The 16,653-nt window shown below is 71.5% G+C and carries 12 protein-coding genes; 6 read left to right on the top strand and 6 right to left on the bottom strand.

Going from position 1 to position 16,653, the window contains the following annotated elements; translation table 11 throughout:
• Positions 1-35: 35 nt before the first annotated feature.
• The 4 genes from ACIP8W_RS06810 to ACIP8W_RS06795 all read left to right on the top strand — a co-directional run bounded on the left by ACIP8W_RS06810 (position 36) and on the right by ACIP8W_RS06795 (position 4,093).
• Positions 36-215: an SPOR domain-containing protein gene (locus tag ACIP8W_RS06810; RefSeq protein ID WP_402202194.1), complete on the top strand. Its 180-nt coding sequence runs from the start codon at positions 36-38 to the stop codon at positions 213-215.
• Between the two features lie 156 nt (positions 216-371).
• Complete coding sequence (locus ACIP8W_RS06805) at positions 372-794, top strand: (deoxy)nucleoside triphosphate pyrophosphohydrolase (protein ID WP_401947150.1); 423 nt, start codon at positions 372-374, stop codon at positions 792-794.
• 138 nt (positions 795-932) lie between these two features.
• A complete protein-coding gene (locus ACIP8W_RS06800; RefSeq protein ID WP_402149966.1) occupies positions 933-1,382 on the top strand; it encodes an ATP-binding protein in 450 nt (149 codons plus the stop codon).
• Positions 1,383-1,528: 146 nt separating this feature from the next.
• Positions 1,529-4,093, top strand: coding sequence for a SpoIIE family protein phosphatase (locus tag ACIP8W_RS06795; protein ID WP_402202191.1), 2,565 nt, complete (start codon positions 1,529-1,531; stop codon positions 4,091-4,093).
• Between the two features lie 37 nt (positions 4,094-4,130).
• Here the strand turns inward: ACIP8W_RS06795 and ACIP8W_RS06790 are convergent, their stop codons facing one another.
• The 6 genes from ACIP8W_RS06790 to ACIP8W_RS06765 form a co-directional block, all read right to left on the bottom strand.
• Positions 4,131-4,844, bottom strand: a complete 714-nt coding sequence (locus ACIP8W_RS06790) for a PspA/IM30 family protein (protein WP_402202189.1) — start codon at positions 4,842-4,844, stop codon at positions 4,131-4,133.
• 137 nt (positions 4,845-4,981) lie between these two features.
• The gene (locus tag ACIP8W_RS06785; protein ID WP_402202270.1) at positions 4,982-7,048 is read right to left on the bottom strand and encodes a TPM domain-containing protein; all 2,067 of its coding nucleotides are present in this window, start codon (positions 7,046-7,048) and stop codon (positions 4,982-4,984) included.
• 427 nt (positions 7,049-7,475) lie between these two features.
• Positions 7,476-8,279, bottom strand: a complete 804-nt coding sequence (locus ACIP8W_RS06780; RefSeq protein ID WP_401947140.1) for a succinate dehydrogenase/fumarate reductase iron-sulfur subunit — start codon at positions 8,277-8,279, stop codon at positions 7,476-7,478.
• Positions 8,276-10,219: a fumarate reductase/succinate dehydrogenase flavoprotein subunit gene (locus ACIP8W_RS06775; RefSeq protein ID WP_402149773.1), complete on the bottom strand. Its 1,944-nt coding sequence runs from the start codon at positions 10,217-10,219 to the stop codon at positions 8,276-8,278. Before ACIP8W_RS06775 ends, ACIP8W_RS06780 begins: the two co-directional genes overlap by 4 nt.
• Before the next feature lie 21 nt (positions 10,220-10,240).
• A complete protein-coding gene (locus ACIP8W_RS06770; protein ID WP_402149772.1) occupies positions 10,241-11,116 on the bottom strand; it encodes a hypothetical protein in 876 nt (291 codons plus the stop codon).
• A gap of 277 nt (positions 11,117-11,393) precedes the next feature.
• Positions 11,394-11,618 carry a hypothetical protein gene (locus ACIP8W_RS06765; RefSeq protein ID WP_401947131.1) on the bottom strand — a complete coding sequence of 75 codons (225 nt, stop codon included), beginning with the start codon at positions 11,616-11,618 and terminating at the stop codon, positions 11,394-11,396.
• A gap of 293 nt (positions 11,619-11,911) precedes the next feature.
• On the opposite strand from ACIP8W_RS06765, the gene ACIP8W_RS06760 reads away from it, so the two are divergent.
• Entirely contained in the window at positions 11,912-14,317 is a 2,406-nt protein-coding gene (locus tag ACIP8W_RS06760) for an ABC transporter family substrate-binding protein (protein WP_401947128.1), read from the top strand.
• A 376-nt stretch (positions 14,318-14,693) separates the two neighbouring features.
• Positions 14,694-16,568, top strand: coding sequence for a translational GTPase TypA (gene typA / locus ACIP8W_RS06755; RefSeq protein ID WP_401947125.1), 1,875 nt, complete (start codon positions 14,694-14,696; stop codon positions 16,566-16,568).
• Positions 16,569-16,653 lie beyond the last annotated feature (85 nt).

Here is a 16,653-nt window from a genome sequence, read left to right as displayed (position 1 = left end):
ACGGAGAGACGCAGGTCGGCGCCGGGAGAGGCACGATGAACGACAGTGGGGCCGCGCTCCCGTGGCTGGTGGTCCGGCACGACGGCAACGGTGCCCGCTACCGCGTCGGGCGATACGCGACGCAGGACGAGGCGCAGAAGACGGTCGACAGCCTCCGCGGCAGCGGCCCTGAGCAGTTGTACTCGGTGGAGCGAGTGAGCCAGCCGGCTCGCTAGCCCCTCGCCCTCGCTCTCGGCCGGGCGCTGTCCGCGCTCGCCCTCGCTCTCGGCCGGGCGCTGTCCGCCAGGACAGCCCCTGACCGGGGAGGGAAGGCTTCGTACGGCCGGGGTCCGGCTCACGGGCTTGGGCCCGCGCGCGTTACGCTCCCGCGCATGGACGATCGCGTGGTGGTGGCCGGTGCCCTGTACGACCGGGGGCGGCTGCTGGCCGCGCGCCGCAGCGCGCCGCCCGAGGTGGCGGGCCGCTGGGAGCTGCCCGGCGGCAAGGTGGAGCGGGGCGAGCTGCCGGAACAGGCCCTCGTCCGCGAACTCCGCGAGGAACTCGGCGTCGAGGCCCGGCCGGTGGAGCGGATCCCCGGCGAGTGGCCGCTCGACCGCGGCTATGTGCTCCGGGTGTGGACGGCCCGGCTGCTCTCCGGTGAGGCCAGGCCCCTGGAGGACCACGACGAACTGCGCTGGCTCGGCCCCGACGAGATCCATACCGTCGACTGGCTCGACCAGGACCGCCCGGCCGTCGCGGAGGCCGCCCGGCTGCTGGTGTCGGACCGCCGACTGGTGCAGGACGGGCCACTGTGACGGTAGGCGCGGTAAATATCGGGTATGTGAAGGTTAGCCCTCCTGGAGAGGGAATCTCCGAAAAGGGTCATCCCGTAGAGGGCCGTCCCGGGCGGCCCCTCCTTCCTCCGGGCGCTGATCCGTCATCGGCAGTGGGATGTGATCGGCTTGCTCCGGGCAGCGAACGGCGCGTGCGCCGAGTGGACCTTTCCCGCCGAACTCGACGCCGTACGCGACGCCCGGCACGCCGTCCACGACACGCTGCGCGGCTGGAGTCTGCCGCCCGCCGTCGACGAACTGGCCGTCCTGCTGGTGAGCGAGCTGGTCACCAACTCCCTGCGCCACGCCTACGGACCGATCGGGGTCCGGGTCGCGGTCCGCGCGCCGGGTCCCGCCGGGCGTTCGGTCCGTGCGGTGGTCACGGAGCGTGCGTTTCTGCTGGTGGAGATCTCCGATCCGCTCCCCGATCCGCCGACCGAACGCCCGGCGGGGCCCGAGGATGAGGGCGGCAGAGGGCTGTCGCTGGTGGCCTGTTCCGCCCGGCGCTGGGGAACGCGGGCGCGTAGGACAGGTAAGACCGTGTGGTTCGAGCTGCCCCTCCCCGGCTAGACGGGTGAAGGGGCAACGATCACGTCGTACGCGGCTCAAAAGGAACGAGAGTGTGCTGTGATCGTGAACAGCGTGCCGGTCGGAGCCGTAGTGCTGAATACTGCGGGCAAGGCCGGTCCGGTGCGTGAGCTGGAGGGGACGGTCGCGTGAGCGAGATATCTGGGACGGCGGGCGACGTCGTATGGCAGAGCAGTCCGCCCGGTTCGATCTATGACTACATCAGGGTCGCGTCGTTCTCGATCGGCCCCGATGGGCTGGTCGAGCAGTGGAGTGAGCGGGCCGCGGAGCTGTTCGGCATCGCGTCGCACGAGGTCAGAGGCAAGGACCCGGTCGAGGTGTTCATGCCCGCGCGTCTGCGGGCGCATGGCCGCCGGGCGGTCGCGGAGATCCTCGACGGCAAGGAATGGACCGGGCTGGTCCCGATCCGGACCGGGGACGGCCGGGGGGAGCAGGGGCTCGCCGAGATCTATGTGATGCCGAGCGAGACGACCCAGGGGGAGCGGGGTGCGCTCTGCATCGTCGTCGATGTCCGCGCGCTCCAGCGGATCGAAACCGAGCTGGCCTCTTCGCAGGCTATTTTCGGCCAATCTCCCTTCGGGTTCATCCTGTTCGGAACCGATCTGCGGATGCGCCGGGTCAACCAGCGCTTCGCCACCGTTTTCGGTGGTGGGAGGACCGGTGAACACCGGGGACACACGGTGTACGACTATCTGGCGCGCGCCGAGGCCGACCGGCTGACCGCCGCGCTCGCCCGGGTCCTGGAGACCGGGGAGTCCGCCAGCGACATCCAGATCGTCGGCGTCAGACCCGACACCCAGGAACGCCGTAACTGGTCGGTCAACCTCTACCGCGTGCACGGCGCCACCGGCCGCGCCCTCGGTGTCGCCGGGGTCGGCACCGATGTCACACACCGTCACGTCGCGGCCCGGGAAGCCGCCAGCGCCCGCCGTAACCTCGCGCTCCTCAACGAGGCGAGCGCGCGCATCGGCAACTCCCTCGACCTGGAGACCACCGCCCGCGAGCTGCTCGACGTCGCCGTACCCGGCTTCTGCGACCTCGCCTCCGTGGACCTCTACCAGTCCCTGATCACCGGCGAGGAGACCCCGCCGGGACGCTGGGAGTCCTCGGGCGCAGAATCCGGCGGCGGCAGCGCCCGGCTGCGCCGGGTCGCCTTCGCCAGCGCCGTCTCCGAAGGACCGCTGTCAGGACCGGTCGGCGAGGAGGGCGAGGGGTACGTACCGCCGGAGGTCGGCGCGGTCCACCGCTTCCCCTTCAGCTCGCTCAGCGCGAGCGCCCTGCGCACCGGACGGGTTCAGGCCATCCCGGGCGAGCCGGGCAGCCTGATCCAGTCCAGCTTCGCCGTACCGATGGTCGCGCACGACACCGTCATCGGGCTCGTCCAGTTCTCCCGTACGAAGGGCAGCGAGCCGTTCGGCGAGCGGGACCGACTGCTCGCCGGGGAACTCGCCGCGCGCGCCGCCGTCTGTATCGACAACGCCCGGCTCTACCGCAGGGAGCACGAGCGCGCGCTGATCCTCCAGCGCAGCCTGCTCCCGCCCGGCGACCCGGAAGCCGCCGGACTGGACATCGCCTGCCGCTATCTGCCGGGCAACACGGCCACCGAGGTCGGCGGCGACTGGTTCGACGTCATCGAACTGCCGGGCCACCGCACCGCGCTGGTCGTCGGGGACGTGATGGGACGCGGACTGCGGGCCGCCGTCGCCATGGGCGAACTGCGCACAGCCGTACGCACCCTGGCACTGCTCGACCTGGAGCCCGCCGAGGTGCTTTCCGCGCTCGACGAGATCGCGCGCGGCCTCGGCACCCCCAGTGGCGCCCAGCAGACCTCGCGGGTCGCCCACAAATCGCGGGACGCGGACCTCTCCGAGGTCTATCTCGCCACCTGTGTGTACGCGGTCTACGACCCGGTCACCCGGCGCTGCACCTTCGCCAACGCAGGACATCCGCCGCCCGTCGTCGTCGAACCGGACGAGGCGGCGCTGCTCCTCGACGTGCCCCCGGGGATGCCGCTCGGGGTCGGTGGCGAGCCGTTCGAGCAGGTGGAGGTCGATCTCGCGGAGGGCGCGCTGCTCGCGCTCTACACGGACGGGCTGGTCGAGTCCAGGGACCAGCCGCTCGACGAAGGGCTCACCGCCTTCCGCGCGGCCCTCGCCAACCCGGTCCGCCCGCTGGAGGACGTGTGCGACCACGTGCTCAGTACGCTGGACACCCGGCACGGCGAGGACGACATCGCCCTGCTGATGGCCCGGATCCAGGGGCTGCCCACCGAGGCGGTCGGCGACTGGCAGCTCCCGCGCGAGCCGCGCTCGGTCGGCCGGGCCAGGGAGCTGGCCCGTACGCAACTGATCTCCTGGGATCTCGAACCGCTGGTCGACACCGTGGAGTTGCTGGTCAGCGAGCTGGTCACCAACGCGCTGCGGTACGGCGAGGGCGAGATCAGGCTGCGGCTGCTGCGTGACCGCACCCTCGTCTGCGAGGTGTGGGACAACGGGCTGGTCCAGCCCAGGCGCCGCAGGGCGCGCGACACCGACGAGGGCGGCCGCGGGCTGCAACTGGTCGGGCTGCTCAGCGCGGCCTGGGGATCGCGCCGTATCACCCCGCGCGGCAAGACGGTCTGGTTCGAACTCGCCCTGCCGGACGGCGGCCCCGCGCCGGAGCCGACCGTGGAGCAGCTGCTGAGCATGTACTGACGGGAGCGGGGACGAGAGCGGGGAGGGGGAGGGGCGGTCAGGCGGACTTCAGCGCCGCCAGCCGCGCCTCTACCTCCGCGCTGTCCCCGAGGCTGTCCAACTGCTCGAACTGCCGGTCCAGCGACGAGGCGGCCAGCTCCTGCTTGCCCATGGCCCGCGCCTCCTCGCGCCGTACCTTGTCCTCGAACCGGCCGAGTTCGCTCGTCGGGTCGAGGACATCGATGTTCTTGACCGCGTCCACCATCTGATTCTGCGCGCGCGCCGACGCGGACCGCGCCACCAGCTCGTCGCGCTTCGCCCGCAACCGCGTCAGCTTCGACCTCATCTGCTCCAGACCGGACTTGAGCTTCTCCACGACCTCCGTCTGTGAGGCGATGGCCGGCGCGGCGGTCCGCGCCTCCTTCTCGGACTGGAGCTGCCGCTCCAGCGCCACCCTGGCCAGCTGGTCGAATCTGTCCGCGTCCGCGCTGCCACCGGCCGCGCGCAGCCCGTCCGCCTTCTTGCTGGCCGCGAGCGCCTTCTCGCCCCACTCGCGGGCCGCGTCCGTGTCCTGTGCGTGGTCCTGCTCCAGCAGCCGCAGATTCCCGATGGTGCCCGCCACCGCCTCCTCCGCCTCCGCGATGTTGTTGGTGTAGTCGCGGATCAGCTGGTCGAGCAGCTTCTGCGGGTCCTCGGCCTGGTCCAGCAGGGCGTTGACATTGGCCTTCGCGAGCTGGGCGACACGGCCGAGAATGGTCTGCCTGGTGGTCATGGCTCTTCTCCCTGGGCTGAGTTCCGGGCTGAGTTCCGGGCCGCGTCCTGGACCGGGTGGCACTTCTCCATGGGCACTTCGCCGGGGTGTTTCCGGGTGGGCATCTCCGGGTGGGCGTTTCCGGGTGGTGGCTTCCCTCAGAACCGGCCGCCGCCGACCATCCGGCCACGGGTGCCGCCGCCGCCGAAACTGCCGGGACCGCCTCCGCCCCTGCCGCCGTAGCCGTAGCCGCCGCCCCGGCCCCCGCCGCCTCCGCCGAACAGACCGCCGAGCAGGATCCCGCCGAGCATCGCGCCGCCGAGCCCGCCGCCCGCGCCGCGCGGCCCGCCGCCGTACGGGCTCCCGTACGGACCGCCGTACTGGATCCCGTACTGGCTCTCGTACGACCGGACGTCCTGCTCGGCGAGATCCTGGGCGGCCAGCGCCAGCCCGTCCGCCGCCTGGGCCTCCGCCAGCGCGGACTGCGCGTCGCCCGACGCGGCCCGCGTGTGCGCGGACTCCAGTCGCCGCTGCGCCTCCGCGAGCCGGGTACGGGATTGGCTGCCGACCGCCCCGCGATGGGTGGTCACGTAGTCGGCGGCGGCGCCGATGGCCGAACGGGCGGTGAGCATCGCCTGATCGAGGAGCGTGCCCGCCCGCCGGTCGCCCTCCTCGCGCCGTCGCGCTCCGGCCAGGGCCTCGTCGAGGACCGCGTCCGCCTCCTCGACCCGGCGCAGGGCATCGATCGGGTCGTACCGTCCGGTGTCCATCTCCCGCCGTACCTCGTCGGCCACCGCCTCCGCGCGGCCGATCCGGCCCTGGAGATCGGCGGTCGGTACGCCCTCGGCGGTGCCCCGCAGCAGCCCCCGGGCGTCGGCGAGATCCGTCTCCGTCTCGGTCAGCGCGCCCGGCAGCTTCCCGGCCGCCTCCGCCAGCTCCTGCGCGCGCCGCTCGACCGCCGCCACCAGGGTGGCCGCCTGGTCCACGGCGCTCTCGGCGGCGCGTACGTGGACGGCGGCCCCGCCGTTGTCCCCCGCCCCGACCGAGGAACGGGCCTCGCCCAGCGCGGTCGACGCGAAGACGAGCCGGTCCCCGGCCTGGGTGACGCTGTCCGCCACGGGCGCGGACGCCGAGTCGGCGTACCGCCCGCGCAGCGCGGTGAGGGTGGCCGCGGCCGTGTCGACGCGGCCGGTCAGCTCGCGGTGGGCGGCCGTCACCGCGTCGAGGGCCTGCGGCGCGTTGCGCTCCAGGGCCCGCAGCCGGTCGAAGCCCTCGGACTCGGCGTCCAGCCGGGCGTCCGCCCGCGTACAGCGGGCGATGATCTCGTCCAGCATCCGGCGGCGGTCCGCGTCGTCCTCCGGATACGCGTCGTCCAGCCGCTGGCGCACCCGGAACGCGGCCGTCAGCTCGCCCTTAGCGAAGGCCACCGCGTCGGTGAAGGGCGCGGCGGCCGCCTCCCCGAACTGCGCGGTGACGAAGCCCAACTCCTCCTGGCTGGTCCGCAGCGCGTCGTCCGTGCCGACCAGCAGCCGCTTCGCCCGCCCGTCCAGTTCCGGCAGCGGTACGAGCGGGGGCGGCCCGGTACCGCCCGGCGAGCCCCAGCCCTGCCGCCCGGCCGCGCCCGGTGTCGTACGGGAGGCCACGCGCCGTCTGCGCCGGGAGAATGCGTACGTGGCGGCGCCCGCCGCGGCGACCACCACGACGACGGGCAGCACCAGATTGACCGCCGCGCCGTCCCCCGCGCCGCCCGGGTCGGCCGCGCCCGGGGTGATCGCGGGGGCAGGCACGGCCCGGCCCGCCAGCACCGCCCCGTACCCGTTGGCCGCGCCGATCGCCGCGCCCGCCCAGTCGTTCTGCCGGAGCGCGGGCTCGACGGCCGTGGCGGCGACTTCCCGCAGCTGGGCGGCGGTGAGGGGCGCGTCGGTGGCGGCGGAGTACGCGTACTGCCGGTCGTGTGTGGCGACGGCCAGCAGGAGGTCGTCGCGTCCCAGCCCGTTGCGGGTGGCCGTGGCGTCGGCCCAGCTCTGCGCGGACCGCCCGGAGAAGTCCCGTACGTACGCGACGAACAACTGCACCCGCCGCTCGTCGTACAGCCGCTCCAGGGCCTGGCCGACCTCGGCCTTCCGGCCGCCGAGCGCCCCCACCCGGTCGGTGATCTGTCCCTGCCGGGAGAGCGTCACCGGATCCTCGGCCCGCGCGCCGGGCGCGACGAGCCACCCCGCCATGACCAGCGCGGCCAGCACGGCGGGCAGGACGCGGCCGGCTATGGAGGGATGGGTACGGTGTGCGATGGGCGTCACATGGGGGAGGCTATGTCCGCATTCGCCACCCCGCGACCGGACACCGGGGCGCGCAGCCTGTACGCCTTCCGGGCCCCCGGCCCCGGAACACGCGCCACGACACGTGACGCGACGCGAAACGCAAGAGAACACGTGACAGAACGCGCGCGGCACACCGGTGGAACACGAGTGGGCCGCGCGCATCAGGGGGGAGAGGAAGCGCGCGCGGTTCGGGGTCGCGATCCATGTCGACTTCGCGGCGACGGGGAAGGACCGGACGGCGTACCGCGGGGGGTGGGGGTGCGTGGACCTGGCGGAGGGCCGCCGAGCCGTCCGGGGGTACGGCACCGTGTACCCCCAGACGGTCCACGGCTCACCGCGCGTCCCGGCGTCTGATCTTGTTGCCCAGCCAGACCAGCGGGTCGTACTTCCGGTCCGCCGCCCGCTCCTTCAGCGGGATCAGCGCGTTGTCCGTGATCCTGATCTGCTCGGGGCACACCTCGGTACAGCACTTGGTGATGTTGCAGTAGCCGAGGCCGTGCTCCTCCTGCGCGGTCCGCTTCCGGTCGAGCCCCGACTCCGCCGCCGCGTCCAGCGGATGCATGTCCAGCTCGGCCACCCGCATCAGGAAGCGCGGTCCGGCGAACGCCGTCTTGTTCTCCTCGTGGTCCCGCACCACATGACAGGTGTCCTGGCACAGGAAACACTCGATGCACTTGCGGAACTCCTGCGAGCGGTCCACATCCATCTGCCGCATCCGGTACTCCCCGGCGGCCACCCCCGGCGGCGGCACGAAGGACGGGACCTCGCGCGCCTTCGCGTAGTTGAAGGACACATCCGTCACCAGGTCCCGGATCACCGGGAAGGCGCGCAGTGGGGTGACCGTGACCGTCTCCTCGCGGGAGAACACGGACATCCGGGTCATGCACAGCAGCCGGGGACGGCCGTTGATCTCCGCGCTGCACGAACCGCACTTGCCCGCCTTGCAATTCCAGCGCACCGCCAGATCCGCCGCCCGGGTCGCCTGGATGCGGTGGATGATGTCGAGGACGACCTCTCCGTCGTTCACCTCGACGGCGAAATCTGTCAGCCCGCCGCCGTCCTCGTCACCGCGCCAGACCCTGAACTTCGCTTCGTAGGAGGAAGAGTTCGCTTCGTCGGAGGTGGGCGCGTTCAATCGTGGAGCTCCTCTTCGGCGAGATACTTGACCAGCTCTTCCTTGTCGAACAGCGCGAGCAGGTCGGGACGGATCGGCTCGGTCGTACGCCGGGAGAGCGCGATCCCGCCGTCCTGGGCGAGTCCGCAGTACAGATTGATCCGGCGCCAGTCGGACGCCATGCCCGGCCAGTCCTCCCGGGTGTGGCCGCCCCTGCTCTCGGTACGCTCCAGGGCGGCCCGCGCCACACACTCGCTGACCAGCAGCATGTTGCGCAGATCGAGCGCGAGGTGCCAGCCGGGGTTGAACTGCCGGTGCCCCTCGACCCCGACGCGCTCCGCCCGGACCCGCAGGGCGGCCAGCTTCTCCAGGGCCTGTTCCATCTCGGCCTCGCGGCGGACGATGCCGACCAGGTCGTTCATCGTCTGCTGGAGCTCCTGGTGGAGGCTGTACGGATTCTCGGCGCCCCCGTCCCCTTCGGCGCCCTCCCTTTCGGCACCCTCTCCTTCGGCCCTGTGGAACGGGCGCAGCGCCTCCGCCGCCGCCTCGTCGATCCGTGCCTGTGCCGGGACCGGGCGCGCGGCCTGCCCGGCCGCGTACGCGGCGGCGTGCAGTCCGGCGCGGCGGCCGAAGACCAGCAGGTCGGAGAGGGAGTTCCCGCCGAGCCGGTTGGAGCCGTGCATACCGCCGGCCACCTCGCCCGCCGCGTACAGCCCGGCGACCCCGGGGGTGGCGGCGGTCTCCGAGTCGACGGCGATGCCGCCCATCACGTAGTGGCAGGTCGGGCCGACCTCCATGGCCTCCGCCGTGATGTCGACGTCCGCCAGCTCCTTGAACTGGTGGTACATCGACGGCAGTCGGCGGCGGATGATCTCCGCGTCCATCCGGGTCGAGACGTCCAGGAAGACCCCGCCGTGCGGTGAGCCCCGGCCCGCCTTGACCTCGGAGTTGATCGCACGGGCCACCTCGTCGCGCGGGAGCAGCTCGGGCGGGCGGCGGTTGTGGTCGGGGTCCTCGTACCAGCGGTCGCCCTCGTCCTCGGACTCGGCGTACTTCTCCTTGAAGACCTCGGGGATGTAGTCGAACATGAACCGCTTGCCGTCCGCGTTGCGCAGCACCCCGCCGTCGCCGCGCACCGACTCGGTGACCAGGATCCCCTTGACCGAGGGCGGCCAGACCATACCGGTCGGATGGAACTGCACGAACTCCATGTCGAGCAGCGGCGCGCCCGCGAGCAGCGCCAGCGCGTGGCCGTCGCCGGTGTACTCCCAGGAGTTCGAGGTCACCTTGAAGGACTTGCCGATACCGCCCGTGGCGAGGACGACGGCCGGGGCCTCCAGCACGAAGAACCGGCCCGACTCGCGCGCGTAGCAGAAGGCCCCGGAGATCCGGTCGCCCTCCTCGCCGCCCTCCTCACCACCGTCCTTCAGCAGCCGGGTGACCGTGCACTCCTGGTAGACCTTGAGCCGCGCCTCGTAGTCCCCGTACTCCCGGAAGTCCTCCTGCTGGAGCGCGACGATCCTCTGCTGGAGCGTACGGATCAGTTCGAGCCCCGTCCGGTCGCCGACATGGGCGAGCCGGGGGTACTCATGGCCGCCGAAGTTGCGCTGGGAGATCCTGCCGTCGGGGGTACGGTCGAACAGCGCGCCCCAGGTCTCCAGCTCCCAGACCCGGTCGGGCGCCTCCCGCGCGTGCAGCTCGGCCATCCGCCACTGGTTGAGGAACTTGCCGCCGCGCAGGGTGTCGCGGAAGTGCACCCGCCAGTTGTCCCCGGAGTTCACATTGCCCATGGAGGCGGCGATCCCGCCCTCGGCCATGACCGTATGGGCCTTGCCGAACAGGGACTTGCAGATGACGGCGGTACGGGCGCCCCGCTCGCGCGCCTCGATGGCGGCCCGCAGCCCGGCCCCGCCCGCGCCGATCACGACGACGTCCCACTGCCGGCGTTCCACTTGCGTCATAGGTGACGGACTCCCTGCTGGTCAGAAGATGCGCGGATCGTCGAAGGCCCCGGTGGCGAGCAGATACACGTAGAAGTCGCAGAGGACGACGCTGACCAGCGAGGCCCAGGCCAGCTGCATGTGGCGGTGGTTCAGCTTTCCGGCCCAGCCCCACAGCCGGTACCGCACCGGATGCCGGGAGAAGTGCCGCAGCCGCCCGCCGATGATGTGCCGGCAGGAGTGGCAGGAGAGGGTGTACGCCCAGATCAGCCCGATGTTGACGAGGAACAGCAGCGTGCCCAGGCCCAGATGGCCCCAGGCGTACTCCTCGTCACGGAAGGTGAGGGCGGTGTCGTACGTCAGGACGCAGGAGACCAGCAGCGCCGCGTAGAAGAAGTAGCGGTGGAGGTTCTGGAGGACCAGCGGGAAGCGGGTCTCGCCGGTGTACTTCTTGTGCGGCTCGGCGACGGCGCAGGCGGGTGGGGAGGCCCAGAAGCCCCGGTAGTACGCCTTGCGGTAGTAGTAACAGGTCAGCCGGAAGCCCAGCGGGAAGACCAGGATCAGCAGTGCGGGCGAGAGGCCCCACCAGCCGCCCACCAGCTCCCAGTTGGGCCCGCCGCGCATGGGGACGCAGTTCTCCGCGAGGCAGGGGGAGTAGAAGGGCGAGACGTAGGGCGCCGCGTAGTAGTCACTGTTCGAGAAGGCGCGCCAGGTCGAGTAGACGATGAAGGCGAGCAGCCCGGCGGCCGTCCCGGCGGGCGCCGACCACCAGCGGTCCGTCCGCAGATGGCGGGGGGCGATGGCAGCGCGCGAGGCGCCGTGCACTCCGGTGCCGGTGCGGGTGCGGGCGCCGGTGGTCGGTCCGGTGGCGGGGGCGGTGGTCGGTCCGGCGGGTGGTGGTTCGGTTCCGGTGGCCAAAGCGGGTCTCCTGGGTCCGGGTGCGGGACAGAGCCTGGAGCGGGCCGGGGGCGGGGTGCGGGTCGGCGTACCCACCGGGCCACGGGTTTACGGGCCTGCGGCTTACAGGCCACGGGTTTACGGGCCACGGGCTTTACGGGCCTGGGGCTACCGCTTGCGCGGGCCACGGCCCTGCGGGCCACGGCCCTGCGGGCCACGGCCCTGCGGGCCACGGCCCTGCGGGCCCGTAGGCGCCCCGAGCCCTGCCTGGCGCCCCCGGGACCTGGAGCCCCGGTGCTTACGGGGCGCGCCGGTCCCGTACCCCTAGTCCCTCGTCGTCCGAGTCCGTCCACAGCGTGTTGTCGTACGGGGTGTCGGGGATCGTCACCAGCTCGTCGGCGCGGCGGGGGAGCGGCTCGGTCCGGCGGTGGGTGTGCGCGAGGGTGCGCTCCAGCCGCTCGACCGTGCGGATCAGGTCGTCCAGCCTGCGCCGTACTTCGGTTATCTCGTCCTGGGGGGTCATGGGCTGCCCTCGCTTCCACGATCGGCGGGAGAGCGTGCGGGGATTCGGGGCTGTCGCCTTCCGGGCCGCCCTCCGCGTCAGAGTGTCCCGCGTCACACGCCCGCTTGTGAAGGGCGCGTTCGCCGGGGCGTCCTGTTGCTGCGTCCGCTGTTGCGTGGGCTGGGCCGCACGGGTGGTGTTCCAGGGGTGTGCCGTCGTGTCTGCGCGGATGGCCGGGGGCGGTCCCCTTCAGTGAGTGGGCAATAGATGTGATCATCTATAAATTCCACAAACAGGACGAAGAGGTACAAGCCATGTCCCACGTCGACGCCCCACGCGGGAGGACATGCTCCCGAACGCTCCGCTCCGTCGCGCTCCTGACCACCGGGGTGCTCGCCCTGCCCGTCCTGTCCGCGTGCACCTCGGAGAAGGACCAGAGCGACACCACGTCCGCCGCCGCCCCCGACATCGCGCCCGCCGGACGGAAGTGGGTCGGCCAGGGCGGCACCGTCCGCTGGGCGATCGACACCATGCCCACGACGCTCAACGTCTTCCAGGCCGACGCCAACGCCGCCACCGGCCGGATCGCCGACGCCGTGCTCCCCTCCCTCTTCACCCTCGACGCGCGCGGCCGCCCCCAGCTCAACCCGGACTATCTGGAGTCCGCGAAGATCGTCGAGCACGAACCGAAACAGGTCGTGCTCTACAAGCTCAACCAGCAGGCGGTGTGGAGCGACGGCCGGGAGATCGGGGCGCCGGACTTCGTCGCCCAGTGGCGCGCGCTGCGCGGCAAGGACTCCGCGTACTGGACGGCGCGCAACGCCGGGTACGAGCGGATCGAGAAGATCGAGCGCGGGGCGGACGACCTGGAGGTCAGGGTCACCTTCAACAAGCCCTACGCGGACTGGCGGTCGCTCTTCAGCCCCCTCTATCCCAAGGACGTGATGGGGACCCCGAACTCCTTCAACGACGGGGCGAGGAAGGAGTTGAAGACGACGGCGGGCCCCTTCCTGCTCAAGAAGACGGACCGGTCGGCCAAGGAGGCCACGCTCGTCCGCAATTCCCACTGGTGGGGCGAGCCCGCGAAGCTCGACTCGATCGTGCTGCGCGCGGTGCCCCGGAGCAAGCGCGCGGCGGCCCTCGCCGAGGGCAGGCTCGACCTCGCGGAGATCGACAGCGGTGCGGCGAAACGTATCTCCCTGGCGCACCGGGACAAGGGATCCGGCGGGCAGCCGCTCACCCACGGCCCCGGCTCGGAGACCACCCCCGCCTCGGCGCTCCGCTCCTGGGCACTCGCCAACGGCTCGGACGACGAGAAGGCGGAGGCGGCCCAGGACGCCCGCAGACGGACGGCCGAGGCGGTCGAGCTGTACACCGGCGAGCAGAAGGCGCTGCGCGGCTATGTCGTACGGAAGTCCCTGGAGCCCGCCTACACACAGCTCGCGCTGAACGGCGAGTCCGGGCCGCTGGCGGACGAGCGGGTCCGCAGGGCCGTGGCCCGCGCGCTGGACCGGCAGGAGCTGGCCGACACCGTACTCAAGCCGCTCGGACTGCCCGCGCTCCCTCCGGGCAGCCATCTGGCACTGGCCGGGCAGCACGTGTACGCGGACAGCAGCCGGGCACTCGGCAAGCAGGACACGCACGAGGCACAGGCGCTGCTGGCGGACGCGGGCTGGACGCCGGGGGGCGCGAAGGCGGTGGCGAAGGACAAGACGAAGGCGGGCAGCGAGGCGGAGGAGGGGAAGAAGGCCGACGAGAAGGCCGAGAGAACCGAGAAAACCGAAGGCAAGAGCGGAGCCGCTTCGGATACGGCCGCCGGCACCGCGTCCGGTACGGCCTCCGACGCCGCCTCCGACGAGGGCCTGTACATCGTCGGCGACGACGGCAAGTCCGGATCCCGCGCCGCCTCCCGCCCCGAGTCCGCCGTCCATGTCCTCGCGCCCGCCCCCGCCGCCGCCCACCGGAGCGTCGCCCTGCTCCGCCGGGCCGCCGACGACACGGACGCCCGGCAGCGGGCCGTGAACGCGGCCCAGGAGAACCAGGACAAGAAGGCGGGCGGCATGCCGGGCGCCTACGCCCCGCAGGGTACGGCGGCACCCGCGCCCGCCGGCTCGGGCGCCGCCGCGAAGGGCGGCCCGCTCGGCAAGAACGGCAAGCCCCTCACGCTCCGCTTCGTCCTGCCGTCGGGGGAGGGCTCGGAGTCGCTGCGTACGGTCGGCGAGCGGATCTCGCGGATGCTCGACCGCATCGGCATCGGCACCGAGATCACCAAGGTGGCGGACGACAGTTACTTCAAGGACCACATCGCCTCGGGCGACTACGACCTGGCGCTCTACTCCTGGCCCGCCACCGCCTACCCGGCGACGGACGGCCGGCCGATCTACGCCAAGCCGGTGCCCGCCAGCGACGGCTCGCTGCTGGTGGAGCAGAACTACACCCGCGTCGGTACGGACCACATCGACCAGCTCTTCGACCGCGCCGTCTCCGAGCTGAACGAGAAGACCTCCCGCGAGCTGCTCCGGCAGGCGGACGCCCGGATCTGGGCCGCGGCCGGTTCTATCCCCCTCTATCAGCGGCCGCAGCTGGTGGCGGCCAAGCCGGGGCTGATGAACGCGGGCGCCTTCGGCTTCGCGGCCCCCCGCTACCAGGACATCGGGTACAAGAAGCCCGGTGTCTCGGGACCGGACCTCCAGCAGTCCGAGGGCGAGAAGAAGAAGTAGCGAAGAGCAGCCGACGGCTATCTGACCTGGACCCCAAAAACAGAAGAAAAAGCAGGTCACAGCCGCTTCACAAGCTCAGAACCCGATCAAATCACTTGCCCGTCGGCCTGTCCGGCGGGCAAGCTGTCCGCAGTCCGTGGCACCCCCTGCCATGGCGATCCACAACCTCCACGGCCGTCCCCGACGCGGGCAGTCCACTCCCGCCGTCATGGGCTCCACCCCGGCCCCACCCCGCCGTGATATACACCTCTCCGATCGTCCCGGGAAGCCCCCGGCGCGTCAGCCCCGTACGATGGGGTTAGCCGTGGCGTGTCCGCCCGGCGGGCGTACGAGGAAAACAACGCCGCACCCACGATCGAGAGAAGCGCCAGCCAGCATGCCCACGCGCCACGACATCCGTAACGTCGCCATTGTCGCCCACGTCGACCATGGCAAGACCACTCTGGTCGACGCCATGCTGAAGCAGGCCGGCGCCTTCGCCGCGCACGCCGCCGAGCACCTCGATGACCGGATGATGGACTCGAACGACCTGGAGCGTGAGAAGGGCATCACGATCCTGGCCAAGAACACGGCCGTGAAGTACCACCCGAAGACCGGTGGCGACCCGATCACGATCAACATCATCGACACCCCCGGCCACGCCGACTTCGGCGGCGAGGTCGAGCGCGGTCTGTCGATGGTCGACGCCGTGGTGCTGCTGGTCGACGCCTCGGAGGGCCCGCTTCCGCAGACCCGCTTCGTGCTCCGCAAGGCGCTCCAGGCGAAGATGCCGGTCATCCTCTGCATCAACAAGACGGACCGCCCGGACTCCCGGATCGCCGAGGTCGTCGACGAGACGTACGACCTCTTCCTGGACCTGGACGCGACCGAGGAGCAGATCGAGTTCCCGATCGTCTACGCCTGCGCGCGGGACGGCATCGCCTCGCTGACCAAGCCGGAGGACGGCACGGTCCCGGCGGACAGCGAGAACCTGGAGCCGTTCTTCAACACGATCCTGTCGCACGTCCCGGCTCCGGAGTACGACGAGGAGGCGCCGCTCCAGGCCCATGTCACCAACCTGGACGCCGACAACTTCCTCGGCCGTATCGCCCTCTGCCGCGTCGAGCAGGGCGAGCTGAAGAAGGGTCAGACCGTCACCTGGATCAAGCGTGACGGTACGAAGTCCAACGTCCGCATCACCGAGCTGATGATGACCGAGGCGCTGACCCGCAAGCCGGCCGAGAAGGCGGGCCCGGGTGACATCTGCGCCATCGCCGGTATCCCGGACATCATGATCGGCGAGACCCTGGCCGACCCGGAGAACCCGATCGCGCTGCCGCTGATCACGGTCGACGAGCCCGCGATCTCGATGACCATCGGCGCCAACACCTCGCCGCTGGTCGGCAAGGGCGGCAAGGGCCACAAGGTCACCGCCCGCCAGGTCAAGGACCGTCTCGACCGCGAGCTGATCGGTAACGTCTCGCTCCGCGTCCTGGACACCGAGCGTCCCGACGCCTGGGAGGTCCAGGGCCGCGGTGAGCTGGCGCTGGCGATCCTCGTCGAGCAGATGCGCCGTGAGGGCTTCGAACTGACCGTCGGCAAGCCGGAGGTCGTCACCAAGCAGGTCGACGGCAAGACGCACGAGCCGATCGAGCGCATGACGATCGACTCCCCCGAGGAGCACCTCGGCCCGATCACCCAGCTGATGGCGATCCGCAAGGGCCGCATGGAGACCATGACCAACCATGGCTCGGGCTGGATCCGCATGGAGTGGATCGTTCCTTCGCGCGGACTCATCGGGTTCCGTACGGAGTTCCTGACCCAGACCCGCGGCACGGGCATCGCGCACTCCATCTTCGAGGGCCACGAGCCGTGGTTCGGCGAGCTGCGCACCCGTCACAACGGCTCGCTGGTGGCGGACCGCGCGGGCACGGTGACGCCGTTCGCGATGGTCAACCTCCAGGAGCGCGGTGTCATCTTCACCGAGGCCGGCACCGAGGTCTACGAGGGCATGATCATCGGCGAGAACTCGCGCGCCGACGACATGGACGTGAACATCACCAAGGAGAAGAAGCTCACCAACATGCGTGCCGCTTCCGCGGACACCACGGAGAACGTGGTGCCGGCCAGGAAGCTGTCGCTGGAGCAGTCCCTGGAGTTCTGCCGCGACGACGAGTGCATCGAGGTGACCCCGGAGACGGTCCGTATCCGCAAGGTCGTCCTCGACCAGAAGCTCCGCGGCCGCGCCGCCTCCCGCGCCAAGAACGGCTGACGCACGGGTTCTTACGGCTGACGGCCCGGCCCGCTCCCCCCGAACGTATGGAGGGAGCGGGCCGGGCCGGTTTGCGGTCGAGACC

The organism is Streptomyces sp. NPDC088554 (genome assembly GCF_044752945.1).
Lineage (GTDB): Bacteria > Actinomycetota > Actinomycetes > Streptomycetales > Streptomycetaceae > Streptomyces.
The sequence above is the reverse complement of the archived record's forward strand: the minus strand, read 5'-3'. Positions and strand labels throughout refer to the sequence as shown.

Excerpts from the sequence above, each read along its gene's own strand:
- ACIP8W_RS06810 (WP_402202194.1), top strand. The coding sequence starts at position 36 with ATGAACGACAGTGGGGCCGCGCTCCCGTGGCTGGTGGTCCGGCACGAC.
- ACIP8W_RS06805 (WP_401947150.1), top strand. The coding sequence starts at position 372 with ATGGACGATCGCGTGGTGGTGGCCGGTGCCCTGTACGACCGGGGGCGG.
- ACIP8W_RS06790 (WP_402202189.1), bottom strand. The coding sequence starts at position 4,844 with ATGACCACCAGGCAGACCATTCTCGGCCGTGTCGCCCAGCTCGCGAAG.
- ACIP8W_RS06785 (WP_402202270.1), bottom strand. The coding sequence starts at position 7,048 with ATGGCGGGGTGGCTCGTCGCGCCCGGCGCGCGGGCCGAGGATCCGGTG.
- ACIP8W_RS06775 (WP_402149773.1), bottom strand. The coding sequence starts at position 10,219 with ATGACGCAAGTGGAACGCCGGCAGTGGGACGTCGTCGTGATCGGCGCG.
- ACIP8W_RS06765 (WP_401947131.1), bottom strand. The coding sequence starts at position 11,618 with ATGACCCCCCAGGACGAGATAACCGAAGTACGGCGCAGGCTGGACGAC.
- ACIP8W_RS06760 (WP_401947128.1), top strand. The coding sequence starts at position 11,912 with ATGTCCCACGTCGACGCCCCACGCGGGAGGACATGCTCCCGAACGCTC.
- typA (WP_401947125.1), top strand. The coding sequence starts at position 14,694 with ATGCCCACGCGCCACGACATCCGTAACGTCGCCATTGTCGCCCACGTC.